Genomic DNA, 23758 nt, shown 5'->3' with positions numbered 1-23758 from the left:
AAATTGCAATGCCCACCTTTATGCATCCTTGATCACTTCGATTACCTAGCCAGCCAAGTGGTACAAGCAATCAAAACGCGGCGTCACCAGATATGATCCCTAACGGCACATTGGATTTATCCGCCGATCCCGGCGGAATTGCGCAGGCGGCGGACTTGCTACGGCAGGGCCTGTTGGTCGCCTTCGCCACCGAGACCGTCTATGGGCTGGGTGGCGATGCCCGCAATGGCGAGGCCGTGGCCAGCATCTATGCCGCCAAGGGGCGGCCCAGCTTCAACCCGCTGATCGCGCATGTGGCCTCGGTCGAGGCGGCGCAACGCTACGTCGAGTGGTCCGACCGGGCCGAGGCTCTAGCTGAGGCCTTCTGGCCCGGCCCGCTGACGATGGTGCTACCGCTGCGTGACGGGCACGGGATTTCTCCGCTGGTCACGGCAGGGCTGGAGACGTTAGCGGTGCGGGTACCCGCCCATACCACGGCCCGCGAATTGCTGACCGCCTTTGACGGGCCGGTCGCGGCCCCGTCGGCCAACCCTTCGGGCCAGATCAGCCCCACAACTGCCGAACACGTGCGCGCCGGGCTAGACGGGCGCATCGCGGCCATTCTGGATGACGGCCCGTGCGGTGTCGGGCTCGAATCCACTATCGTAGGCCTAGCCGGAGAACCCTCTCTGCTGCGCCCGGGCGGCGTGGCGCTGGAGCAGGTTGAATCCGTGCTTGGCACCGAACTACACATACATCAGGCCGGTGATCTGCTGACCGCGCCGGGACAGTTGCAATCGCATTATGCCCCGGACGCACCGGTGCGATTAAACGCTGAGAACGCGCAGGGGGATGAGGTTTTGCTGGGCTTTGGCGCGATCGACTGCGATCTGAACCTGTCGGAAAAAGGCAGTCTGACTGAAGCTGCGGCAAACCTGTTTTCGGCCCTGCATACACTGAACGCCACGGGCCGCCCGATTGCGGTGTCTCCGATCCCGGTTCAGGGATTGGGCGCAGCTATCAACGACCGCCTGCGCCGCGCCGCAGCGCCGCGCGACAGCTAATCAGGCGCGCCCGGCGCTGGCCGACAGGGTCAACGGGTCCACACCCAGCGTTGCCAGTGCGGCCTCCCATTTTTCATCGTCGGGCACGTCGAACACCAGTTTTTGGGTCGCGTCGGTCGTCAGCCAGCCATTCATAGCGATCTCATCCTCCAACTGGCCGGGACCCCAGCCGGAATAGCCCAGCGCCAGTGTCGAGTTCAAAGGCCCACGACCCGAGGCCAGATCCTCGAGCACATCCAGCGTCGCGGTCATGCTGAAATCGTCCGAGATCTGCATCGAATGCAGATTGGCCTCGTAATCCGAGCTGTGCAGGACAAAGCCACGCGACATCTCGACCGGGCCACCGAAATGGACCAGACGTTCGCCCACGATCGGGATTCGGCAGGCGATATTCAGTTGCTCCAGTAAGGTTTTTATCCGCAGATCCGAGGGTTTGTTGATGATCAGACCCATCGCCCCGTCATCACCATGGCTGCATATATAAACCACCGAATGATCGAAGCGCGGATCACCCATGCCAGGCATCGCAATCAACAGTTTTCCGGTCAGGTCCATGGATTTACATCTCTTGCTTCGTCCCCCTTCAACAATGGCCCCGGCACATGGGGATTGGCAAGGGATGAGGCCACATTTCGCCAGATTTCATACGGGTGACCGGAACGTGACTTGGAATCCCGGCCCAGACCGCGCATTTATGGGGTATGAAGCGTTATCTAATGTCGACCGCGGTCGCCCTGACCGCCTGTTTTGCTGTGACTGCCTCGGTGCAGGCACAGAATTTGGACGGGGTTGTGCAACTGGATGTGCTGGATGGCGGGCGTACCGCCAATGGCACCTATATGGGCGCGTTGCGGCTGACGCTGAAGGACGGCTGGAAAACCTATTGGCGCGCGCCCGGAGATGCCGGTATCCCACCGCAATTCGACTGGAATGGCTCGCAGAACGTCGGTGATGTGTCGATCACATGGCCCGCACCCGAAGTGTTCGTGCAGAACGGTCTGCAATCCATCGGATATGCCGATCAACTGGTGCTGCCAGTAGAAATCACGCCCAAGAACCCCGCCAAACCCGTGCGGCTGCGCGGCGACATGGATCTGGGCGTCTGCAAGGATGTCTGCATCCCCGAGCGGCTGGACTTCGACCATACTCTGAACGCCGACGCCGGTCGCAATCCGGCCATCGCCGCCGCGCTGGCCCAGCGCCCCTATTCCGCGAAAGAGGCGCGCGTAAGTGCTGCGAGTTGCCATCTAACCCCGACCTCGGACGGAATGCAGATCGAGGCGCGCGTGAAAATGCCACCGGCCGGCGGGCGCGAGGTTGCCGTGATCGAACCTGGGAACCCGGCGCTTTGGGCCTCGCAGCCGGAAACCACGCGGCAGGGCGATACTCTGGTCGCTACATCCGAGGTGATCAGCGCTACGGGCGGGCCTTTCGCGCTGAACCGGTCCGAGATCAGGATCACGGTTCTGGGGGACGACCACGCCGTCGACATTAGGGGCTGCAGCGCGGGCTGATTGATGCAGAAAACCCCAAAGATCGGCGCGCTGGCTGTTGTTGTGCATGGCTCAAATGTGCTGCTGGTACAACGCAGCAAGCAGCCGGACGCAGGGCTGTGGGGGTTTCCCGGTGGCCATGTGGAATGGGGTGAAACTGTCATGCAGGCGGCGCAGCGCGAGTTGCGCGAGGAAACCTCGGTCATTGCCGAACCCCTGCACTATCTCGATAATCTGGACCTGTTGCGCCATGACGCGCATGGCGCGGTGCAGTCGCACTACCTGTTGGTCGGGGTCTCCTGTCAGTACCGCGCAGGCTCGCCACTGGCCGGGGATGACGCGCTGGACGCCCGCTGGTTTCCGATTGATCAGATCCGCCGAGGCGATCTGCCGATGAGCGACCGCGTCATCGACCTGCTGGAAACAGCCCTGCGCCGCGTCTAAACCGCCCGCCCTCTGAGCCGCACATAAAGCAGGCCGGACAGCACAATACTCAGCACAAGGATCGGCACGGCCCCGGCGAGGAACGCCCCCAGCCCCATTTGCAAGGCCGCAACGCCCCCTTCACCCGGATAGAGCCCCGACAACAAACCGACAGGGGAGCCAGAAAGCGCGGGCCAAACCATCGTCACGCCGAACCAGAAAAGCAGCGCCAGACCGGTGACTGTTACCGAGCCCTGCACCACCCGATCCGGTGCCCGCAGTGCGCGGCGCATTGCGGTCATTGGGCGTGACAGGTCATTCAAAATAGCCAGCAATGCAGGCACCAGCAGCAACACCAGCAACATCCCGAAGCCCAGCCCGTAAACCAGCGTGATCACCGAGGGCTTGAGGAACTGCGCCTGTTGCGAACCCTCATACAGCAGCGGTGTCAGCCCCAGAACCGTGGTCAGCGTCGTAAGCATCACGGGCCTGAGCCGATCCGCCGTGCCTTCGACAATTGACGGCACCAGCCCTCGATCCTGCTGATAGGCATCGATGGTTGTCACCAGAACAATCGAGTCATTGATGATGATACCTGTCATCCCCAACAGGCCGATCACTGTGAACATGCTCAGCGGTACATCCCAGATGTAGTGCCCCCAGATCGCGCCCACCAATCCAAACGGGATGATCGCCATCACCACTACAGGCCGGGTCCAGCTCGCAAAGACCCAGGCCAGCACCAGATAGATTCCAGTCAGACACAGGATCAGGCCGGTGCGCGCCTCGGTCAGGAATTCATCCTCTTGCTCGCTCAGGCCCGCCATCTGCCATTCGACCTGCCGTTTGGCGGCGATATCGGGCAGGATCTCTTCGCTCAGCGCGCGAGCGATTTCTGTCGCGCGGGCGGGGTCATCCTCGGAAATGTCGCCGATCACCGAAATCACCCGCAGGCCGTTTTCCCGCCGCACGGATGAAAAGCCTGACTTACGTTCGACCGAGACGATATCGGCCAGTGGCACGTAGATCCCGTCCGGCGTGCGCATCAGCGTGCGCTCCAGGAAATCGGCGGTCAGCTCGCCCTCGGGCAGCTCCACGCGAATCTCGGCGCTGCGCGGGCCGTCTGGGAAGGTCGCGGCCTCGATCCCGTTAAGTCGGTCGCGCAAGACGCGGCCCAGTGTCTCCATACGGAAACCCAGCGCTTGCCCTTTGGCCGTCAGGTCCAGAATGAAGTCTTCCTTGTCATAGGCCAAATTGTCCTCTAGCGCTGACACTTCGGGGTATTTCGACAACTCGGCCTGCAAATCCTCGGAGGCAGCTTTGAGCGTGTTTACATCGGCGCCATAGAACTGCACGTCAATGGCATCACCGCCCGGCCCCGAACGCCAGCCACGGAAGGTCAGCAGTTCCACCTTGGGATGGCGCGGGACAAAATCCTGCAACTCTCCCACAAACTCAAAGCTGGAATAGGGGCGCAGGTCCGAGTCGATCAGTTCGATCGAAATCCCGCCCAGCAGGTTCTGGTCCTTGCCATCGGCAGCGCTCAGGTTGAACCACCCGGCATTGCCGCCGACCTCAGCCAGAATATAGTCGATCGGATTGCGCCCGTGGCGTTCCTCGTAGATCTGGCCCAGTTCCTCGGTGGCCCGCTGCAACTGGTGCATCATTTCCAGCGTATCTTCGCGGGTGGCCCCTTCAACCATGATGAAATTGCCGGTGACCGAGCCGCGCTCGGGCGCGTTGAAGAACCGCCAGTTCACATCGCCTTTGATAAACAGGGCAATCTGGCTGGCCAGAATCACCACCATCACCGCCACAACCACATAACGCGCCCAGACAACCCAGGCGATCAGCGGACGGAACAGATGATCGCGCACCCAGCGAAAGCCGCGATTGACCACGCGGTTCGGCCAGTCATACCAGTGTTGCTTGGCTGAATGCGCAATCGCATGGGCCATGTGGTTTGGCAGGATCAGGAAACATTCGATTAGCGAGGCGATCAGCACCGCGATGACGGTGAAGGGGATGTCGTAGATCAACTCTCCGAACCGGCCACCGATTGCGGTCAGGCCGAAAAAGGCAATCACCGTGGTCAGGGTTGCGGCAAAGACCGGCATCGCCATGCGCCGCGCGGCGCGTTCGGCGGCCACCATGGGGGCCTCGCCCAGCCTTCGGGCGCGGAAATCGGCGTGTTCACCCACAACAATGGCGTCATCCACCACGATACCCAGAGTGATGATCAGCCCAAACAGCGAGATCATGTTGATCGACAACCCGCCGATATACATGAACGCAATCGCCGCAGACATCGCCACAGGGATACCTGCTGCGACCCAGAACGCGATGCGCGCGTTCAGGAACAGAAACAGCAGACAGACTACAAGGCCCAGACCCACCAGCCCGTTATCGACCAGAATATCCAGGCGTTCGGTGATGGCCTGCGCCCTGGTACGGATCAGCTCGATGGTTACGCCTTCGGGCAGACTGGCCTGCAGCTCGGCCACCACATCCTCGACTGTGTGCTGAATCTTGATGGCATCGCCCAGATTGGACCGGTCCACACGCACCGACATTGCCGGATTCTCTCCGACAAAATAGCTGCGAATGCGATTGACCCCTTCAACCCGAATATCTGCCACATCGCCCACATAGAGCTTGGAGCCGTCGGCAAAGTTGCGCAGCGCGATGCCTTCGATCTCTTCAGGGGTGCGCTTTTCAGTGCCGGTGCGGATGCGCGCATTAGCGCCCGTGACATCGCCCGCCGGGTTGGCCATCGCTTCGGCCGCAATAGCCTGCGCGACTTCGGATAGGGTGATGTCATTGGCAATCAGTTGCGCTGTTGGAACTTCGACCACCACGCGCGGCGCGGCAATGCCCCGGATCGTGGTGCGGGTCACACCAACCGCAAACAGGCGGTTGATCAGTTCATCGGTGAATTTTGCCAGTTGGTCCGGATCGACCGGGCCGGTCACCACTACATCCGTGACCCGATCGCGCCACGCCCCACGCCGGATCGAGGGCTCTTCGGCATCGTCAGGCAGGTTGGTCACACCATCCACGGCGGTCCGAACCTCGTCCACGGCGCGCGACATGTCCCAGTTGGGCTCAAACTCCAACCGGATATTGGCCCGCCCCTCGCGCGAGGTTGAGGTCGTGCTGGCCACCCCTTCGACCGCCAGCAGGGCCGGTTCAAGCAGTTGAACGATGCCGTTGTCGACATCCTCAGGGCCGGCGCCTTCCCAGTCGATATTGACGTCGACACGTTCAAGGATCACGTCAGGAAAAAACTGCGCCCGCATTGCCGGGATCGCCGCCGCGCCCAGAACCAGCATGACCAGCAACAGCAGATTGGCGACCGTCCTGTGGCGAGTGAAGTAGCTGAGGATACCGCCCGCCGCGCCGGGGATCTCGCGCATCATAGCGTCTAGCCCCCTGCCCGGGTCTCAATGCTGCGTACCAGTGAGGCGGGAACCTTGGGCGCGCTGAGCTGGCTCAGGGCGCTGGCCTTGGCCTCGTTGGTCATCTGATCGCTGGCCTCGACCTGCGCGACAAGCTGGGCCCGTTGTTGGTCGGACAGTTCGACCATGCCCGGATCAGCCCCGGCATTGGCTTCGTCCCGCAGCGGGCGCACACGCACCCCGCCGCCCAGCAGTGGCGTGCGGCCAATCACGACTTCGCGCCCGATCAAACCTTGCCCGCGCAGCAGCACCTCATCGCCCTGACGGCGGATCAGCTGCACCGGCAGCGCCTCAAGCCGGTCATCAGGGCCCAGCACCAGTACCGTGCCCGCCGCGTCCAGAACCGACGATGGCAGGCGCACCACGTTATCCAGCGGTTGTTCCTCGACCGTTACGGTGACGAAATCGCCGGGTTTGAACCCCGGAGCATCGTCCAGCCGTGCATAGATCAGCCGCCCGGTCTGCCCTTCGCCCGCCGAACCACTGTCGCGGCTGATGCGGCCATGGGCCATCAGATCGGTGCCCGTCACCTCAAGCGATACGGTGACCGGCGCGTTGATCAGATCACCCTCAGCGTCCAGCAGACGCACGAACTGCGCGGTCGAGACGCGAAACGCCACTTCAAGCGCGGTGGGATCAACCAGTTCGGCCAGCTTTTCATTGGCAGACACCAGCCGCCCTTCAACCAAGGTGACATCGGTCAGCGTTCCGGCAAATCGCGCACGGACGGTCATGTCATCCAGATCGCGCTCAGCGGCCTCAAGCGCGATACGGGCGCGGGCCAGCAAGGTGGTTGCCTGATCAACCCGCGATTCCGCCTGTGCCAGCGAAATGCGGCGCGCCAGAACCGATTGCTGGGCGGCGGCCTCGGCCAATTCAGCCTCTTCCACGGCGGCAGGAGTTCCGACCCCGCGGCCCTGCAGGTCTTTCTGGCGTTGCAAGGCCCGCCCGCGCAGATCCGCCTGCGCCTCGGCCGAGTTCAACTCGTCCTGCGCCAGCAGCAACGAGCGTTCGGCGTCACGTTCCTCGAATTGCGCGTCCAGCAGGTCGGATTTGGCGCGATCCAGTGCCGATTGCGCGTCAGCGGGGTCCAACTCCACTAGAACCTCACCTGCGGTGACAACGCCGCCATCCTCGAAATCCTCGGCCAGAGACACCACACGCCCGCCCAGCGCGGCGCGCAGTTCCAGACGGCGGCGGCTTTGCACCTCGCCAAAGGCCTCAAGATTCGGGGTTACGGTCTCCAACTCCGCCGGGCGCACGCTGACGGCAAAAATGCGTTCGCGTGCTTCTGGCGGTTCGCTGTCGCGGTTCAGCGCGTCCTGCACCGCGCCGGTGATCAGCTGCGCCGCGACAAACAGCAAGGCCAGCGTCAGAAACGCCAGAAAGACACCAACAAGGCTTTGCCTCAAAAATCGCATCAATCACTTACCCCGGTCGCATCAGGCTGCCACGTGCAAAAGGTAGCCGGGCAAAGAAAAATGCCAAGCCACAAAGCGGTTACGAACAGTTAAACGTGCGACCAGTTTACTTCCGTCGCAGATGTTCGTCCAATCTGGGCATTATTTCTACGAAATTGCAGGGGCGATGGCGGTAATCGAACTGTTTTTCCAAAATCCCGTCCCACGCGTCCTTGCAGGCACCCGGACTGCCGGGCAGCGCGAACAGGTAAGTACCGCCCGCTACGCCGCCGGTGGCGCGGGATTGCACCGCGGATGTGCCGATCTTTTCCATTGAAATGATGGTAAAAACGGTGCCGAACGCCTCAATCTCTTTTTCATAGACGTCGCGATGCGCCTCAACCGTTACGTCGCGGCCGGTCAGGCCGGTGCCGCCAGTCGAGATCACGACGTCAATCTCGGGATCGCCAACCCAAAGCCGCAGTTGGGCGGCGATCTCGCCCCGCTCATCCCGGATGATCTTGCGGTCGGCCACCGAATGGCCCGCGCGCTCGATCCGGTCGACCAGCGTCTGGCCTGAACGGTCTTCATCCAGCGAGCGTGTGTCCGAGACGGTCAGTACAGCGATCCGAACCGGAATGAACTCTTTGTTTTCATCAATGCGCGACATTTGGCGTCAGGCCCTTTCCATGATGGCAAGCCGGACGGCAAGGGCGGTGAAAATCCCCCCGGTCACCCAGCCCATGATACGAGAGGCGCGCGGGTTCGAGATCAGGACCTTGCCCGCGCCACCAGCAAAAATACCCACCAACCCGTTCACGACAAACCCGCCCAGTGCAATGATCGCACCGAAGATCAGGAATTGAAGCAGGATCGGACCTGTGGCGGGGTTCACGAATTGCGGGATGAAAGCCAGCACAAACAGGATCACCTTGGGATTGGTAAGGTTCACCACCATCCCGTCGCGAAACGCATGGACTGTGGGTTTCGCGGGCGCATCGGCAGACACGGCCCCATACCGTATGGCACCCCATGCCAGATACATCAGGTAGGCCACGCCCATCCAGCGGATCACGTCAAACAACCAAGGCATCGTCGCCACAGCAGCCCCCAGGCCAAGCCCGGCCACCAGCACGTGAACCATCGCTCCGACCGAAATCCCGGCACTTGCGGCGATTGCCGGTTTGGCTCCGGACCGCAGACCCTGACCAAAACAGAACATCATATCGGCGCCGGGGGTGAAATTCAGCGCCAGGGCTGCCGGGATGAACGCCAGCAGAGTGACCGTTTCTATCATTCGGTGACCTCAAACCAGTTTGCCGTGGGGCCAAGATTGGCGATATGCGTGCGGCCGAGTGTGCCGCGATAGCCCCAGCTGTCATGGATATGGCCGCACAGCGCATATTGCGGCTGCAACCGTTCCACCGCGTCGCGCACGGCGACCGAACCGACGGCGTCGCCCATCGACGTAACATCGCCATAGCCCTTGGGCGGAGAATGCGCGATCAGAATGTCGGCGCCGTCACAACGGTCCAGCAACTCGGCGGCCTCGGCTTCGGTCAGGTCGCAAGACCAGTCGCCAAAGGGTGTAACCGGCACGCCATACCCGAGCCCAAACAGGCGCAACCCGTCCAGGGTCATGCCGGTGCCGTGCAGTACATGGCCACCTTCGGGCACGGCATCAACCAGTTCCTGAGCGCTTTCCGCATTGCCGGGCACCATGACGAAGGGCGCCGTGATGCCGGACAGCATCGCCATCGCCTCTTCCAGCCCCTGCCGCATGTTGCAGAAATCTCCGGCACCGATCACCAAATCAGCCTCGGCGCTGGCAGCCACGACCTCGGCCGCGCGGTTGCGAGCCATATGCAGGTCGGAAAAGGCCAGGACGCGCATCACTTGCCCTCCAGCTTCGCCTTGAGTTCAAGCAAATCGGCCCAGGCGTGGCGCTTCATCTGCGGTTGGCGCAGCAGGTAGGCCGGGTGGAACATCGGGATGACCGGCAGGTTCAGCGCCTGATCCCATTGCCCGCGCAGCCGGGTGATGCCGCGTTTGCCCAGTACCGCCTGACAGCTGATATTGCCCATGATCACCAGAACCTCGGGCTTGGCCAGCGCCACATGGCGTTCAAGGAACGGCTTCATCATCCCTATCTCTTCGGGTTTGGGGTCGCGATTCTGCGGCGGCCGCCATGGCAGAACATTAGTGATGTAGGCATTTTCGCCGCGATCCAGATCAATCGCCGCCAGCATCCGATCCAGCAATTGCCCGGCACGGCCTACGAATGGTTTGCCCTCGCGGTCCTCCTCGCGGCCCGGAGCCTCACCAATGATCATCACCCGCGCGCCTGGCGTGCCGTCTGCAAACACCAGCTGCCGGGCACCGCGTTTCAGCTCGCAGTGGTCGAACCCGTCCATCGCCGCCCGCAATTGGTCCAACGATCCGGCCCTTTGGGCGGCGGCTTTTGCCACCGCGACGGGGTCTACCTTTTTCGGCTTTTCAGGCGCGGCCTGAACAGCTGCGGGTTTCTTAGCCTTGGGCGCGGTGTCGGGCAGCGCGTACCGGTCAACCGGCGCATCGCCGATTGCTTCCGTTGCGCCCAGTTCGATCTGCCAGTCCAGCAGTGCCCGCGCAGTATGATAGTCCAAAGCCGATTCCATACCCCTCAATCTAACCAGCTTTTGATCGAGGGAAAGCGAATAGGCCTTGATCGGGCGGTCCGTCGCACCGACCATTGCGGCATTCATGTTGGTTCTTGTGCGATTCCTTTTGATTTCCCTGCTGCTGATCCCGCTCAGCGGCCCCTCCTTTGCGCAGCTTTTCGACCGCAACGGCCAGTGCCGCCCCGGCCAGTTCCAATGCGGCACCCGCTGCTGTTCCGGCGGCCAAAGATGCAGCTTTGATGGCCATTGCATACCGCTTGGCGGCACCTATTGCGGCGGCGGGCGCACCTGCGGACCGTTCGAACGCTGCGTGGCCGGGGGCACCCGCTGCGCCCCTGCAGGGGCCAACAAATGCACCTCGCGGCTTGATTGTCCGGGCGGGACATTCTGCAACGCGCGCGGCGAATGCGAACGCACCTCACCCGATTTTGACCCGAACACCGCCATCGAAGGGCTGCCCAGCCTATGCGATGACGGCCAATCCTGCGCGGCGGGCACATCCTGTCTGCCGGGTGGCGGATGTACACGCCCCGGCTGGTTTTTGTGCGAGGAAACCGACTCGCAATGCCGGCCCGGCTTCAAGTGTTCCGAGCATCAGGGCTGCGTTCCGGTCAAGGCCGTCGATTGCGGCTATGGCAAGTGGTGCAAACCCGGTGAACAGTGTTTGCCCGAAGGCGGATGCGAGAAACTGCCCGAAGGATCTGATCCTTAGGTTGCCCTCACGCGCGGGGCTTTCTATAAGCGGCTCGATTGTCAGACAGGAGCCCGCCCATGCGTTTCGCCCATCGTCACCTTCTTGGCATCGAGCATCTGTCGCAGTCCGATATTACCGCCATCCTTGATCTGGCCGAGAAATATGTCGACATGAATCGCCAGTCGACCAAGCATTCAGACGTGCTGTCGGGGCTGACGCAGATCAACATGTTCTTTGAAAACTCGACCCGCACACAAGCCAGCTTCGAACTGGCAGGCAAGCGTCTGGGCGCGGATGTGATGAACATGGCGATGCAGGCCAGCTCGATCAAAAAGGGAGAGACCCTGATCGACACGGCGATGACGCTGAACGCGATGCACCCTGATCTGCTAGTAGTACGGCACCCGCATTCCGGCGCGGTCGATCTGCTGGCGCAAAAAGTGAACTGCGCCGTGCTGAACGCAGGTGACGGGCGGCACGAACACCCGACGCAGGCGCTGTTGGACGCTCTGACCATTCGCCGCGCCAAGGGCCGCCTGCATCGACTGAACATCGCCATTTGCGGTGACGTCGCGCATTCCCGCGTGGCCCGGTCGAACCTGATCCTGCTGGGTAAGATGGAAAACCGCATTCGCCTGATTGGCCCGCCGACGCTGGTGCCGGGCCAATTCGCCGACTTCGGCGCAGAGATCTATGACGACATGAACGAAGGGCTGAAAGACGTAGACGTCGTCATGATGCTGCGCCTTCAGAAAGAGCGGATGGATGGCGGCTTTATCCCCTCGGAACGCGAATACTATCACCGCTATGGGCTGGATGCAGCAAAGCTGGCGCTGGCGAAGCCCGACGCCATCGTCATGCATCCCGGCCCGATGAATCGCGGCGTCGAGATTGATGGCACGCTGGCCGACGACATCAACCGATCGGTCATTCAGGAACAGGTCGAAATGGGCGTGGCCGTCCGCATGGCCGCGATGGAGCTGCTGGCCCGCAACCTGCGAGATGCCGCATGAGTGATCTGACTGTCGCCCCCCATGAACGCGGCGTGATCCGCCTGTTCACGCTGGACATGCGCCCAGAAGAGGCGAAGTTCCTGCGCGAACCGGGCGCGGCCGATCAGGTCTTGGGAGTTGCGGGGCTGGATACGGATCAGATCGACGTCTTTCCGGTCTCGGACCTCGAAGATCTTGGGCTTTATGGCTATCTGAACGAGGGCTGTGGCGTTTCCGCCGATCAACTGGATCGAGCCACGCTGGACGCCATCGAAGGCTGGGTCATGGTCGTCCGCAGCGCAGCCTTTGGCGACCATGCAGCGACGCTGAAGCCGGACCCGAGGCTGCATCTGGCCGGTCTTTATACAGAAGAGGCCACCAACTGGACCGGCGGTCCGATTGAAACCGAAAGCGCCAAGCCGTTTTCGGCGCCACAAACCGCGCCGCAGGATGAAAGGCCTCGCCGCATCGGGTCGGCTCTGCTGGCGGTGGTGATCCTCTTGGCAATCGGAGGTGCCCTGTGGCTGATCCTGTAACCTTCGCCCCCGACAAAAGTGCCTATATCCGCACCAACGCATGGCTGGCCGCCTTTGCGATGGCCGCCGCGATGATCATCCTCTGGCTGATCGGCAACCCCTATCCCTGGACCGGCGCGCCGGCTGGCCTTGCCGCCATAGGCATTCGCGCGTGGTATCTGGCCTCAGAGGAACTGGTCACCTCGTGGGAGATGACCGACACCACCCTCACCGGCCCCGGCCCGCGCAAGGTGGCACTGAACCAAATCCAAGCCGTTAACATCATGGGCAGCTTTGTCCAGATCGTCACAAAGGGCGGCGACAAGCACCTGATCAAATACCAGGCCGACCCGGCCGCCACCAAAGCCGCAATCGAAAGGGCGATGGCATGAGCAACCTGATCTTTACCAACGCCCGCCTGATCGATCCCGAGGCCGGGACGGACAGCCTCGGCTGGCTGCAGGTGGCCGAAGGCCGGATTACCGCGCGCGGTGAAGGCGACGCTCCAACACTGGACGCACAAGTCATCGACTGCAACGGTCACTGTCTGGCCCCCGGTATCGTCGATATTGGCGTTAAGGTTTGTGAGCCGGGCGAGCGCCACAAAGAAAGCTACAAGTCCGCCGGTCTGGCCGCCGCCGCTGGCGGGGTGACCACCATCGTCACCCGCCCCGACACGATGCCTGCCGTCGACACACCGGAAACGCTGGAATTCGCCACCCGGCGCGCACAGGCGGATGCGCCAGTAAACGTGCTGCCCATGGCCGCACTGACCAAGAACCGCGAAGGGCGCGAGATGACCGAGATCGGCTTTCTACAGGATGCCGGGGCCGTCGCCTTCACCGATTGCGACCACGTCATCGCCAACACCAAAGTGTTTTCCCGCGCTCTGACATACGCTCGATCCTGCGGCGCACTGGTCATCGCGCACCCGCAAGAGCCCGGCCTCAGCAACGGGGCAGCGGCCACCAGCGGCAAGTTTGCCGCCCTGCGCGGCCTGCCTGCGGTGTCACCTATGGCCGAACGGATGGGACTGGACCGCGATATCGCCCTGCTGGAAATGACTGGCGCCGCGTACCACGCCGACCAGATCACCACCGCCCGCGCCTTGCCCGCGCTGGAGCGCGCCAAGCGCAACGGGCTGGACATCACCGCCGGAACCTCGATCCACCACCTGACGTTGAACGAGCTGGACGTGGCCGACTATCGCACCTTCTTCAAGGTCAAACCGCCGCTGCGGTCCGAAGACGACCGGCAGGCGGTGATCGACGCAGTACGGTCCGGGCTGATCGACATCATCAGCTCGATGCACACGCCGCAGGACGAGGAAAGCAAACGCCTGCCGTTTGAAGAGGCGGCCTCGGGCGCGGTGGCGCTGGAAACGCTGCTGCCTGCGGCGCTGCGGCTGTATCACTCGGACCAGCTGGACTTGCCCACCCTGTTCCGCGCCATGGCGCTGAACCCTGCAAAACGGCTGGGGCTGGACGCAGGCCGTCTGGCCGAGGGCGCGCCCGCAGATCTGGTGCTGTTCGACCCGGATGTGCCCTTTGTGCTTGACCGGTTTTCATTAAAATCGAAATCGCAGAACACCCCGTTTGACGGCCAGCGGATGCAGGGTAAGGTCACCGCAACTTATGTAGCAGGCCAAGAAGTTTACCGGAGATCCTGATGCCCCTACTCGACAGCACGATGACCCAGCTTATCCTCTGGGCCGCGATTGGGTATCTGATGGGGTCGATCCCGTTCGGCATGATCATTGCCAAGGTCATGGGGCTGGGCAATCTGCGCAATATCGGATCGGGCAATATCGGGGCGACCAATGTCTTGCGCACAGGCAACAAGGCCGCCGCCGCGCTGACGCTGGTTTTTGATGCCGCCAAGGGGGCGGTCGCCGTATTGCTGGCCCGCGCACTGGCCGGAGAGGACGCCGCCCAGATCGCCGCCCTGACCGCGTTTCTGGGCCATTGTTTCCCGGTTTGGTTGGGGTTCAAGGGCGGCAAAGGCGTGGCCACCTTTCTGGGCCTATGGCTGGCGCTGGACTGGCGCGTGGGCGTGGCTTGCTGTCTGAGCTGGCTGGTCGCTGCTGCAATCTGGCGGATTTCCTCGCTGGGCGCACTGGTCGCTGCGGCAACATCGACTCTCTGGGTGTTGCTGCTGACGGATGGGTCGACCTTTTTCCTGGGCATCATCCTTACCCTGCTGATCTATTGGCGCCACAGCGCAAACCTGGCGCGGATCAGGGCCGGGACCGAACCCAAAATCGGCCAGTCTTGATCGCCCCCGACGCGTTTCTGTCTGCATTTTTCGCCATCCCCCTCGGCTCGTCCACCGGGCAGAGCGCGGGCAGGCGGTATATCGTTAGCCGGTCGGAGCTGGCCGGTGGCAAATCGCACAAACTGATCGCGCACGAACTGGGTGGCGGCGACTATGTCAGTCTGAACCTCTATCTGACTGACAGCAGCGGCGCGCTGCTGCGTCCGTGCGAGATGCCCGCCGAAAAGGTCATCACCTTCGTGGCTGCATTCAAACCCGACGCCTGAGGCGGAAATGCGCGAATTTGAACAGCGCCCCTTCACCCTCGCACATTCACGATTGATTGTTTTGAACGTGATGACGCGATTGCCCACTTCGTTTGCGTGACGGCCAATTATCGGTCGCACGGACAAAAATCCCAAGGGGCGTCCTGGCGTAATTTCAGCGCCGCCGGACCGCCTATTTCACGAAAGGTGAAAACAATGAACAAGATCAAATCCATCATTGGCGGCGTTGCGCTGTCCGTTGCAATTGCAAGCTCGGCCCTCGCCGCTGGCGTTGAACTGAACGCAAGCTCGACCGGTCTGGCGCTGCAGGGTTACGACCCGGTTGCCTACTTCACCGATGGCGAGCCGACCAAGGGTGATTACCGCATCACCACGCTGCACAACGATGCACTGTACCGCTTTGCCAATGAAGAAAACAAAGCCGCGTTCGAAGAGAACCCCGAAGCCTACCTGCCGGCATACGGTGGTTACTGCGCCTTTGGTGCCGCGATGGGCTTCAAATTCGACGGCGACCCGAACTACTGGAAAATCGTTGACAACAAGCTGTACCTGAACCTGTCGCAGGACATTCAGGAACGCTGGGAAGGCGACATCCCAGGCTTTATCGACCAGGCCAGCACCAACTGGGAAACCATTGCCGACAAAACTCCGGCAGAACTGCAGCAATAAACTGCTGACGGAATTACCCAGATCGGCGGCGGATCACTCTGCCGCCGATTGTCATTTGAAACAGGCTTTTTACAGACCTACATTTAATGGAAAGGACGTGCCCGGTTTCAACGGGCCGGTTACGCCACAAAGATCCAATCGTGGCGTAGCTTGTTGGGTCGGAATGTTTGAACAAACTGTGATCCGGTCGTGAAACCGGAGCGTAGTGATCATTACAAACAAAAAGGCAGCGCGGGTTTGCTGCAGGCCATTTCCGACGAAAGGACACAACATGAAAGGTAAGTTTCTTCTCGCCTCAGTGATCGCGGCTTTCTCCGCAAGCGCGGCAGCGGCGCAATCCTCGGGCAACTGGACCGGCTTTTATGGCGGTTTGCAGTTGGGCTATGCCGATATCGACACGAATGTGTCGGGCGTGGAAGGCGACGGTGTGATCGGTGGTATTATCCTTGGCTACGATTACGACCTGAGCGATTGGGTCGTCGGCCTTGGGTTCGACTATGATTGGACCGGTATCGAAGTGACCTCGGGCGTCGAGGTTGAGGACGTCTGGCGCATCAAGGCACGCGCCGGCTACAAGGTGACATCCACCGGATTGCTGTACGGTATCGGCGGGTTTGCCGAAGCCGGAACAGACAATCTGGGCAGCGAAGATGGTTGGTTCATCGGGGCTGGCTATGAACAGATCGTTGCCCCTAACATCAGCGTCGGCGGCGAAATCCTGTATCACGAGTTCGACAATTTCGACCGCACCGGCATCGACGTAGACGCGACTACCGTGCAGGTCCGCGCGGCTTATCGGTTCTGATCGGACGACAGGTCATTCTTGCACCCGGCCCGCGTGGGCCGGGTTTTGCATTTCAGGGTTCCAGAACCGTACTGCCTGTGGTCTGGCGCGCTTCAAGTGCACGGTGGGCGTCAGCCACCTGATCCAGCGGGAAACGCTGATCGATGTGGATTTTTACTTCTCCACCCTCGACCTTGCCGAACAGGCGCCGGGCCATCGCCTGACAGACTGTGTGGTCGGAAATATGGGTAAACAGAGTTGGCCGCGTCACCTTGAGCGAACCCTTCTTTGCCAACACTCCGATATCCATCAACGGCACAGGTCCCGACGCATTGCCGAATGAGATCATCATTCCCAAAGGCTTCAGGCTGTCCAACGAACCGTTGAACGTATCCGCCCCGATCGAGTCCATCACCACATCCACGCCCTTGCCACCGGTGATCTCGGCTACGCGGTCGGCAAAATTCTCTTTGCGGTAGTTGATGCAATGGGCGGCTCCGTTGAACTGCGCCAGGCTGCATTTTTCATCTGTCCCGGCGGTGCCGATCAAGGTGATCCCCTCGGACTTGGCCCATTGGCAGGCGATCAAACCCACCCCCCCGGCCGCCGCGTGAAACAGCACGGTATCGCCACGTTTCAGCGGCGTGGTGCGGTGAAACAGGTATTCGACCGTCATCCCCTTGAGCATCATCGCTGCCGCCGCATCAAAGGAAATCCCGTCAGGCAAAGGGCAGACCTGCGCTGCAGGCATCACTCGCGCATCGGCATAAGCGCCCGAGGGCGCAGCGGCATAGGCGGCGCGCTGGCCGGGTACCAGATGGGTCACACCTTCGCCGACGGCCTCAATCACCCCGGCGGCCTCCATGCCCAAAGCGTGCGGCAGCTCCATCGGGTACAGCCCTGTGCGTTGATAAACGTCTATGAAATTCAGCCCGCAAGCGTGATGGCGGATGCGCACCTCTCCGGGGCCGGGATCACCCACGAGGCGGTCTTCAATCTTCAGAACTTCGGGGCCGCCGTGTTCGTGAATGACGACGGTTCTTGCCGTTTGCTGCATTCTGACCTCCTGTTACTTCAACCCAAGCTAACACGCCTGAAAATAAGGGCAATCGGCACGATTCTGCGCCACGCAACCACAACGCGAAAAAATGTGCTATACTGGGGATCAGGCGTTGCCGGCTGGTCCGGCCACGGGCAACCGATGCCGGATCCACCCTGCTGCGCAGCTACGCATAGGGAGGGGATGACGATGGCCAAGACGATTGGAAATCCGATCAGCTGGACCGCCCAGCATATCGGGGCGACTAGCGATCATATTGCAGAAAGCGTTAACCGTATCGGCAGCGCAGATACACGGCATTTGCCAAAGGTCCAGACTTTGACAATGCAGGATCTGCGCGCCTGTTTGCGGGCAGGCTATAACGATTTTCTGGAAACACGGGCCGATGCCATATTCATCGTGCTGATTTACCCCATCGCAGGATTACTGATGTTCGGGTTAGGCCTGAACCGCAACATGGTGCCGCTACTGGCACCGCTGATTCTGGGGTTCGCCCTTATTGGCCCGATTGCCGCCGTGGGCTTGTATGAAATAAGCCGCAAGCGCGAACAGGGGGGCGAGGTGCACTGGCTGGACGCCTTCGGGGTGTTCCAGTCGCCATCCTTCGGCGCAATCCTAATGCTGGGCTTTTATCTCGTCATGTGGTTGCTGATCTGGTTGATGGTCGCACAGAGCATCTATGTCCACACGCTCGGCCCTGACCTGCCCACATCGCTGGGAGCGTTTATGGCACAGGTTTTCACCACCGGAGCGGGCTGGACGATGATCATCTTTGGAAACGCGGTCGGGTTCCTGTTTGCCCTTGTTGCACTGGCGATCAGCGTGGTCAGCTTTCCGCTGCTGCTGGATCGCAAGGTGGGGCTGCCGGTGGCTGTTGTAACCTCGGTCCGGGTGCTGCGGCACAATCCCGGCGTGATTCTGGCATGGGGGTTCATAGTTGCTGCCCTGTTGGTCCTTGGCGCGATCCCGATGATGCTGGGGTTGATTGTGGTGATGCCGGTTCTGGGCCACGCCACATGGCATCTGTATCGCCGCGCAGTGGCCTGACGGGTGGTGCGCGGGACAGGCCCGCGCAGCCCTGTTACCCCGCGACTTTCAGAACGATCTTGCCGATATGGCCCGAGCTTTCCATCCGTGCATGCGCCGCTGAGGCCTCGGCCAGATCGAATTCGCTGTCCATGACGGGGGCAACCTTCCCGGCCTCCAACAATGGCCAGACCGCTTCGCGCAGTTCCTGAGCGATCTTCGCCTTGGCCAGATCGCTTTGCGGCCGCAGAGTGCTGCCGGTAAGGGTCAGGCGTTTGACCATCATCAACGCGAAGTTCAGTTCAACCTTCGGGCCCTGCAGAAAGGCAATCTGCACCAGACGACCATCCTCGGCCAGCGTTTTGACGTTGCGGGGGATGTAATCCCCGCCCACCATGTCAAGGATCAGGTTCGCGCCGCCTTCCGCCCGCATGGCACCGACGAAATCCTCATCGCGATAATTGATCGCCCGCTCGGCACCCAGTTTGACGCAAGCCTCGCATTTCTCATCTGATCCGGCAGTGGCAAAGACCCGGGCGCCAAACGCATTAGCCAGTTGGATCGCCGTGGTGCCAATACCGCTGGACCCGCCATGGACCAAAAACCGCTCACCAGCTTTCAGCCCACCGCGCATGAAGACGTTGGACCAAACGGTAAAAAAGGTTTCGGGCAGGCACGCAGCCTCTTTCATGCTCATGCCCTTGGGGACCGGCAAACAATGCGCGGCAGGGGTAGCGACGTATTCGGCATATCCACCACCGGGCAGCAACGCGCAAACCTGATCACCAACCGAAAGCCCTTCGACCCCTGTGCCCACGGCGATCACTTCGCCCGAGGCCTCAAGTCCCGGAAGATCGCTGGCGCCCGGAGGCGGGTCGTATGCCCCAGCCCGCTGCAACGCATCGGGGCGATTCACCCCTGCATACGCAACTTTAAGGACCACCTGGCCGTTTTGCGGCTCGGGCACCGGGCGTTCGGTCTGTTGCAGAACATCCGGGCCGCCGGGCTGCGAGATTTCTACGGCGCGCATCGTCTGGGTCATGGGCAAATCCTCCTTTGCCCAATGCCTAGCAGGCAAAATCAGGAAGGCCCAGACGCTTACTTGCGGGGGTTTAGCATCCCGGGCAGATCGGCACGCATTTTCATCGGCGGCTTCACCTGACTGGCGAACCAGTTCGGCACCGCAAGGAACGGCTTAAACAGCGGGTTGCTATTCACCTGTGCTTTGAGCTTTTCGAACTGCATGACGTTGTCGATACGACGGTCCAGAAACGCCCATGTTTTCTCGTGATCGGGCGAATCATCCCCCAGCCAGAACAAAAGGGTCGAGGAATACACCCCCGACAGCGTCGCGCGTTTGGTGTACCAGTTCACATCGTCCGAGGTATCGCCCAGCGTATCCCAGATCAGATCACAGGTCTGCCAAAGGGCCTTGGCCCCGTCCGCCGCATGTGTCGGAAGGGAAAACAGCGTCATACCCCGACGCACCAGTTCCTTGTCCGGTACGGCCTCAAGCCGGAACCGGACACCGGCCGCCACGCGGTCGCGGAATTTCATCTCACTCAGGTCAGTAGATTTCAGGCGCTCCACCATGGCCGCATCGCCCCGCGCATGAAACGCCAGTGCCAGATCGACCGCCCCCCTAGGGCAGATTGCACGCGCCAGACCGTCATCCAGATCGCAATCGGTGATCGCGGCGCGAAAGCTGGCCTCGGACCAGCCATCAAACGGCACATGGATCAGAATGGCATCCAAAAGCTGTTGTTTTGCATCTTCATAGGTGACAGTCATGGCGGTTCTCCGGTTCTCGGGGCCAGTACTAGACAAGATAGACCGGCTTTGCTATACGGCCAACTCCTGCAATTTCCTTGCAACTCTATCTAGAAAGGTGGTGACAACCACATGCAGGTTAGTGTTCGCGACAATAACGTCGATCAGGCGCTTCGTGCCCTGAAGAAAAAGCTGCAGCGCGAAGGCGTGTTCCGTGAAATGAAGCTGAAGCAACATTTCGAGAAACCGTCCGAGAAAAAAGCGCGCGAGAAAGCTGAAGCGATCCGCCGTGCCCGTAAACTGGCACGCAAGAAAGCCCAGCGCGAAGGTCTGCTCTAAGCACCTGACGCTCGTCCAGCTTTGGATGACACTATTTGACGACCCCCGAGGCCCCGCCCGGGGGTTTGTCGTTTCAGACACCGGTTGTATTTCGCCGAATCGGTACCGCGTTAAGCGACAAGCTGCCAGATTTGACCCAGCAACATTTTGCCCGGCATGTTGCAGCGCAGCGAATCTCTAACAGGCAGCACGCCCCTGCCGGATTTCGCCTGAATCACTGCCTCCTCTGTCCGTCCGTTTGGTGCCGCTTGTAACTGGCCCCGTCGAAACAGACGACCACTCAAACCGGAGGCTACCATGTCGACTGCAAGTACTTTCGAGCAACAAATGCTGGCGCTGATCAACCAAGAGCGCACATCCCGCGGATTGGAACCGCTACAACTGGAAACCCGTCTGAACGATTCATCCGAGGATCACAGCGCCTGGATGCTGAACGCGGACACATTCAGCCATACCGGATCGGGCGGCTCAACCGCGACCCAACGTATGCAGGCAGCTGGTTTCGACCTGTCCGGCAACTGGCGCACCGGGGAAAACATCGCCTGGCAATCGGAACGGGGCGCCCCCGGTATCAGCGATGATGTTCAGCAGCTTCACCAAAGCCTGATGAACAGCCCGGGACACCGCGCAAACATCCTGAACCCGGATTTCCGGTATATCGGCATTGGCATCGAAACCGGCGATATGCAGGGTTACGACGCCGTTATGGTGACGCAGAACTTTGCGACAACAGACGCTGAGGTGATGTTGGATTCCGGTGGGAACACCACTCCACCTGCCCCCACTACTCCTGCACCAACACCGCCGGCACCTGCACCTGAAACCCCTGTAGCGGAAACACCGGACACTGAGACCCCTGCTCCGACAACTCCGGAAACGCCTGCACCGACACCTGTCGCAGAAACTCCGGATACCGACACCCCTGCAACGCCGGAACCGGAATCCCCTGCACCAACGCCCGTCGCTGAAACACCGGTGCCCGACACCCCCGCAACGCCGGAACCGGAAGCGCCTGCTCCAACGCCCGTCGCGGAAACGCCAGTGACAGACACACCCGCGACACCGGAACCGGAAACGCCAGCCCCGACGCCCGTTGCGGAAACACCAGTGACCGATAACCCAGCAACTCCGGATGCCGAAGTACCTGCTCCGACACCTGTCGCGGAAACGCCCGACGTCGAACAACCCAGCAATGGTTGCTTTGACATCGAGAGCTTCTTTGCCGAAATCGAAGCGTTCGTTAACTCTCAGTTGGCGCAGCTTGAACAGTTCGACTGGAACACAAATCAAACGAACCAAACTATGTCTGAAACGGATGACTTCATGCTGAGCTGGGGCATGGGGAACGAGCTGCCACCCGAACCCGAAACGTCACCGGAAATGGGCGCGAATCTGCAGAACGATTTGTGGAACATGTTCTCCGTCGATGACGGCTGCATGATGGACTTCGTCTAAACTTGATACCGAGTGGTGGGGCGCCTTCGGGCGCCTCAACTTTACGTGCAGGTTAATCTGCGCGAGATTCCGCACAAATGGGACAGAACCGGCGGTAACAAATTGCTCAGCAGGCAGAAGTGTCCGGTTTGTGACCTTATCCTGCCAAAGTCTCGCCATTAATGTCCCGCCAAAATAACGCGATCCACTGGAGGCAGAATTATGGCAATCGCTAGCAATCTAGAACGGCAAATGCTTGCGTTGATAAACCAGGAACGGACAAGCCGCGGACTTCAGCCTCTGCAGCTTGAACAACGGCTGAATGACTCGGCTGAAGATCACAGCGAATGGATGCTGCAAACAAACACGTTCAGCCACACGGGTCAGGGCAACTCCAGCGCAACCCAACGGATGAGAGATGCGGGTTTCAATTTTTCGGGCAGTTGGGCATCAGGTGAGAACATCGCCTGGCAGTCTGAACGTGGACCGAACGGCGCCAGTGACGATGTCGTGCAGCTTCACCAAAGTCTGATGAACAGCCCCGGCCACCGAGCAAATATCCTCAACCCCGACTTCCGGTATATCGGGCTGGGCGTCGAGGAAGGTAACTTCAACGGTTGGGATGCCGTGATTGTTACCCAGAACTTTGCCGCGACATCCGCACCGGTTGTATTGGACAACGGTAGCCCCGCACCTGCGCCTGCCCCTGCACCCGCGCCTGTAGAGCCGGGACCTGATTATGTGAATGCTGGCACTGTCGGCGATGACGGGGACGACTGGTTCGCCCTGAACCTCGACCAGGCCGGCGCGCTGGAAGGGCGCGGCGGCAACGACACGCTTACCGGTGCAAACGGCGGCGACTTCCTTCACGGCGGTACGGGCAATGACACGGTGATCGGATATGGCGGCAATGACGTCCTGATCGGCGGTCAGGGAACTGACTTGCTCAGAGGTGGTGACGGAAACGACTTTATCCAGGGCAGCCGGGGCAACGACAGGCTGCATGGTGGCAACGGCAATGACATAATGTTGGGTGGCACCGAGGACGACCGGATCCAATCGGGCAACGGCAACGACGTCCTGAGGGGCGAACGTGGTGAGGATGACCTCTTTGGCGGCGCTGGAAATGACATTCTGTTTGGCGGCCGCGATAACGACAACCTGACCGGCGGGTCCGGTTCAGACCTGTTCGTCTTCACCACCGGGACGGACACAGTATTGGACTTCACCAGCGAAGACTATATCGACCTCCGCGGACCGACCTCAATCACGAATTACAACGACCTGATGAACAATCACGTCTCGCAATCCGGCAGCGATGTTGTAATCGACGACGGCAACGGCAACAGCCTTATCCTTGCGAATACGCAGGTGTCAGACTTGGCGCAGGAATACTTCCTGTTCTGATTTTTTGAACAGCGATATGTGAGAACGCCCCCGGTTTTCGGGGGCGTTTTT

Annotated in this window: 26 protein-coding genes; 16 read left to right on the top strand and 10 right to left on the bottom strand. The window is 60.9% G+C overall.

Annotation, left to right across the window (positions count from 1 at the left end; genetic code table 11):
* The first annotated feature begins 92 nt into the window (after positions 1-92).
* Positions 93-1043, top strand: coding sequence for an L-threonylcarbamoyladenylate synthase (locus ACXAGD_RS00840; protein WP_475207928.1), 951 nt, complete (start codon positions 93-95; stop codon positions 1041-1043).
* On the opposite strand, the gene ACXAGD_RS00835 is transcribed toward ACXAGD_RS00840, so the two are convergent.
* Positions 1044-1598, bottom strand: a complete 555-nt coding sequence (locus ACXAGD_RS00835; RefSeq protein ID WP_475207927.1) for a YqgE/AlgH family protein — start codon at positions 1596-1598, stop codon at positions 1044-1046. It lies immediately after the preceding gene.
* Between the two features lie 146 nt (positions 1599-1744).
* On the opposite strand from ACXAGD_RS00835, the gene ACXAGD_RS00830 reads away from it, so the two are divergent.
* The gene (locus ACXAGD_RS00830; protein WP_475207926.1) at positions 1745-2557 is read left to right on the top strand and encodes a protein-disulfide reductase DsbD domain-containing protein; all 813 of its coding nucleotides are present in this window, start codon (positions 1745-1747) and stop codon (positions 2555-2557) included.
* Positions 2558-2560: 3 nt separating this feature from the next.
* Positions 2561-2980 carry an NUDIX hydrolase gene (locus tag ACXAGD_RS00825; protein ID WP_475207925.1) on the top strand — a complete coding sequence of 140 codons (420 nt, stop codon included), beginning with the start codon at positions 2561-2563 and terminating at the stop codon, positions 2978-2980.
* On the opposite strand, the gene ACXAGD_RS00820 is transcribed toward ACXAGD_RS00825, so the two are convergent.
* The 6 genes from ACXAGD_RS00820 to ACXAGD_RS00795 all read right to left on the bottom strand — a co-directional run bounded on the left by ACXAGD_RS00820 (position 2977) and on the right by ACXAGD_RS00795 (position 10474).
* Positions 2977-6378, bottom strand: coding sequence for an efflux RND transporter permease subunit (locus ACXAGD_RS00820; RefSeq protein ID WP_475207924.1), 3402 nt, complete (start codon positions 6376-6378; stop codon positions 2977-2979). The genes ACXAGD_RS00825 and ACXAGD_RS00820 overlap by 4 nt on opposite strands.
* Before the next feature lie 5 nt (positions 6379-6383).
* Positions 6384-7838 carry an efflux RND transporter periplasmic adaptor subunit gene (locus tag ACXAGD_RS00815; RefSeq protein ID WP_475207923.1) on the bottom strand — a complete coding sequence of 485 codons (1455 nt, stop codon included), beginning with the start codon at positions 7836-7838 and terminating at the stop codon, positions 6384-6386.
* A 106-nt stretch (positions 7839-7944) separates the two neighbouring features.
* Positions 7945-8487, bottom strand: a complete 543-nt coding sequence (moaB, locus tag ACXAGD_RS00810) for a molybdenum cofactor biosynthesis protein B (protein WP_475207922.1) — start codon at positions 8485-8487, stop codon at positions 7945-7947.
* Between the two features lie 6 nt (positions 8488-8493).
* Entirely contained in the window at positions 8494-9114 is a 621-nt protein-coding gene (locus ACXAGD_RS00805) for a LysE family translocator (protein WP_475207921.1), read from the bottom strand.
* Positions 9111-9710 carry a metallophosphoesterase family protein gene (locus ACXAGD_RS00800; protein WP_475207919.1) on the bottom strand — a complete coding sequence of 200 codons (600 nt, stop codon included), beginning with the start codon at positions 9708-9710 and terminating at the stop codon, positions 9111-9113. Before ACXAGD_RS00800 ends, ACXAGD_RS00805 begins: the two co-directional genes overlap by 4 nt.
* Positions 9710-10474 (bottom strand): uracil-DNA glycosylase, encoded by a 765-nt coding sequence (locus ACXAGD_RS00795; protein WP_475212455.1) that lies wholly within the window; start codon positions 10472-10474, stop codon positions 9710-9712. The genes ACXAGD_RS00800 and ACXAGD_RS00795 overlap by 1 nt, the downstream gene beginning before the upstream one ends.
* Before the next feature lie 85 nt (positions 10475-10559).
* Between ACXAGD_RS00795 and ACXAGD_RS00790 the strand changes: the two genes are divergently transcribed.
* The 9 genes from ACXAGD_RS00790 to ACXAGD_RS00750 all read left to right on the top strand — a co-directional run bounded on the left by ACXAGD_RS00790 (position 10560) and on the right by ACXAGD_RS00750 (position 16692).
* Positions 10560-11189, top strand: coding sequence for a scavenger receptor class F, member 2 (locus tag ACXAGD_RS00790; protein WP_475207918.1), 630 nt, complete (start codon positions 10560-10562; stop codon positions 11187-11189).
* Between the two features lie 59 nt (positions 11190-11248).
* Positions 11249-12184, top strand: a complete 936-nt coding sequence (locus ACXAGD_RS00785) for an aspartate carbamoyltransferase catalytic subunit (protein WP_170327245.1) — start codon at positions 11249-11251, stop codon at positions 12182-12184.
* A complete protein-coding gene (locus tag ACXAGD_RS00780; protein ID WP_475207917.1) occupies positions 12181-12699 on the top strand; it encodes a hypothetical protein in 519 nt (172 codons plus the stop codon). The genes ACXAGD_RS00785 and ACXAGD_RS00780 overlap by 4 nt, the downstream gene beginning before the upstream one ends.
* On the top strand, positions 12684-13070 hold the full coding sequence (locus ACXAGD_RS00775; protein WP_475207915.1) for a hypothetical protein: 387 nt from the start codon (positions 12684-12686) through the stop codon (positions 13068-13070). Before ACXAGD_RS00780 ends, ACXAGD_RS00775 begins: the two co-directional genes overlap by 16 nt.
* Entirely contained in the window at positions 13067-14347 is a 1281-nt protein-coding gene (gene pyrC / locus ACXAGD_RS00770) for a dihydroorotase (protein WP_475207914.1), read from the top strand. The genes ACXAGD_RS00775 and pyrC overlap by 4 nt, the downstream gene beginning before the upstream one ends.
* A complete protein-coding gene (gene plsY / locus ACXAGD_RS00765; RefSeq protein WP_475207913.1) occupies positions 14347-14952 on the top strand; it encodes a glycerol-3-phosphate 1-O-acyltransferase PlsY in 606 nt (201 codons plus the stop codon). Before pyrC ends, plsY begins: the two co-directional genes overlap by 1 nt.
* The gene (locus tag ACXAGD_RS00760) at positions 14949-15218 is read left to right on the top strand and encodes a hypothetical protein (RefSeq protein WP_475207912.1); all 270 of its coding nucleotides are present in this window, start codon (positions 14949-14951) and stop codon (positions 15216-15218) included. Before plsY ends, ACXAGD_RS00760 begins: the two co-directional genes overlap by 4 nt.
* Before the next feature lie 195 nt (positions 15219-15413).
* On the top strand, positions 15414-15887 hold the full coding sequence (locus ACXAGD_RS00755) for a YHS domain-containing (seleno)protein (RefSeq protein WP_475207911.1): 474 nt from the start codon (positions 15414-15416) through the stop codon (positions 15885-15887).
* A 271-nt stretch (positions 15888-16158) separates the two neighbouring features.
* Complete coding sequence (locus tag ACXAGD_RS00750) at positions 16159-16692, top strand: outer membrane protein (RefSeq protein ID WP_475207910.1); 534 nt, start codon at positions 16159-16161, stop codon at positions 16690-16692.
* Between the two features lie 52 nt (positions 16693-16744).
* Here the strand turns inward: ACXAGD_RS00750 and ACXAGD_RS00745 are convergent, their stop codons facing one another.
* Positions 16745-17728, bottom strand: a complete 984-nt coding sequence (locus ACXAGD_RS00745; protein WP_475207909.1) for a quinone oxidoreductase family protein — start codon at positions 17726-17728, stop codon at positions 16745-16747.
* 192 nt (positions 17729-17920) lie between these two features.
* Here ACXAGD_RS00745 and ACXAGD_RS00740 point away from each other — a divergent pair, with 192 nt between their 5' ends.
* Positions 17921-18778, top strand: coding sequence for a DUF2189 domain-containing protein (locus tag ACXAGD_RS00740; protein ID WP_475207907.1), 858 nt, complete (start codon positions 17921-17923; stop codon positions 18776-18778).
* Positions 18779-18812: 34 nt separating this feature from the next.
* On the opposite strand, the gene ACXAGD_RS00735 is transcribed toward ACXAGD_RS00740, so the two are convergent.
* Positions 18813-19799: an NAD(P)H-quinone oxidoreductase gene (locus ACXAGD_RS00735; RefSeq protein ID WP_475207906.1), complete on the bottom strand. Its 987-nt coding sequence runs from the start codon at positions 19797-19799 to the stop codon at positions 18813-18815.
* 56 nt (positions 19800-19855) lie between these two features.
* Positions 19856-20548 (bottom strand): COQ9 family protein, encoded by a 693-nt coding sequence (locus tag ACXAGD_RS00730; RefSeq protein WP_475207905.1) that lies wholly within the window; start codon positions 20546-20548, stop codon positions 19856-19858.
* Between the two features lie 111 nt (positions 20549-20659).
* Between ACXAGD_RS00730 and rpsU the strand changes: the two genes are divergently transcribed.
* From rpsU to ACXAGD_RS00715, 3 genes are all read left to right on the top strand, one after another.
* Positions 20660-20866, top strand: coding sequence for a 30S ribosomal protein S21 (rpsU, locus tag ACXAGD_RS00725; RefSeq protein ID WP_005614280.1), 207 nt, complete (start codon positions 20660-20662; stop codon positions 20864-20866).
* A gap of 297 nt (positions 20867-21163) precedes the next feature.
* On the top strand, positions 21164-22321 hold the full coding sequence (locus ACXAGD_RS00720; RefSeq protein ID WP_475207904.1) for a CAP domain-containing protein: 1158 nt from the start codon (positions 21164-21166) through the stop codon (positions 22319-22321).
* 231 nt (positions 22322-22552) lie between these two features.
* Entirely contained in the window at positions 22553-23707 is a 1155-nt protein-coding gene (locus ACXAGD_RS00715; RefSeq protein ID WP_475207903.1) for a CAP domain-containing protein, read from the top strand.
* Positions 23708-23758: the final 51 nt, after the last annotated feature.

Source organism: Ruegeria sp. ABF4_144 (assembly GCF_056160045.1).
This window is presented reverse-complemented; position numbering and strand designations above follow the sequence as displayed.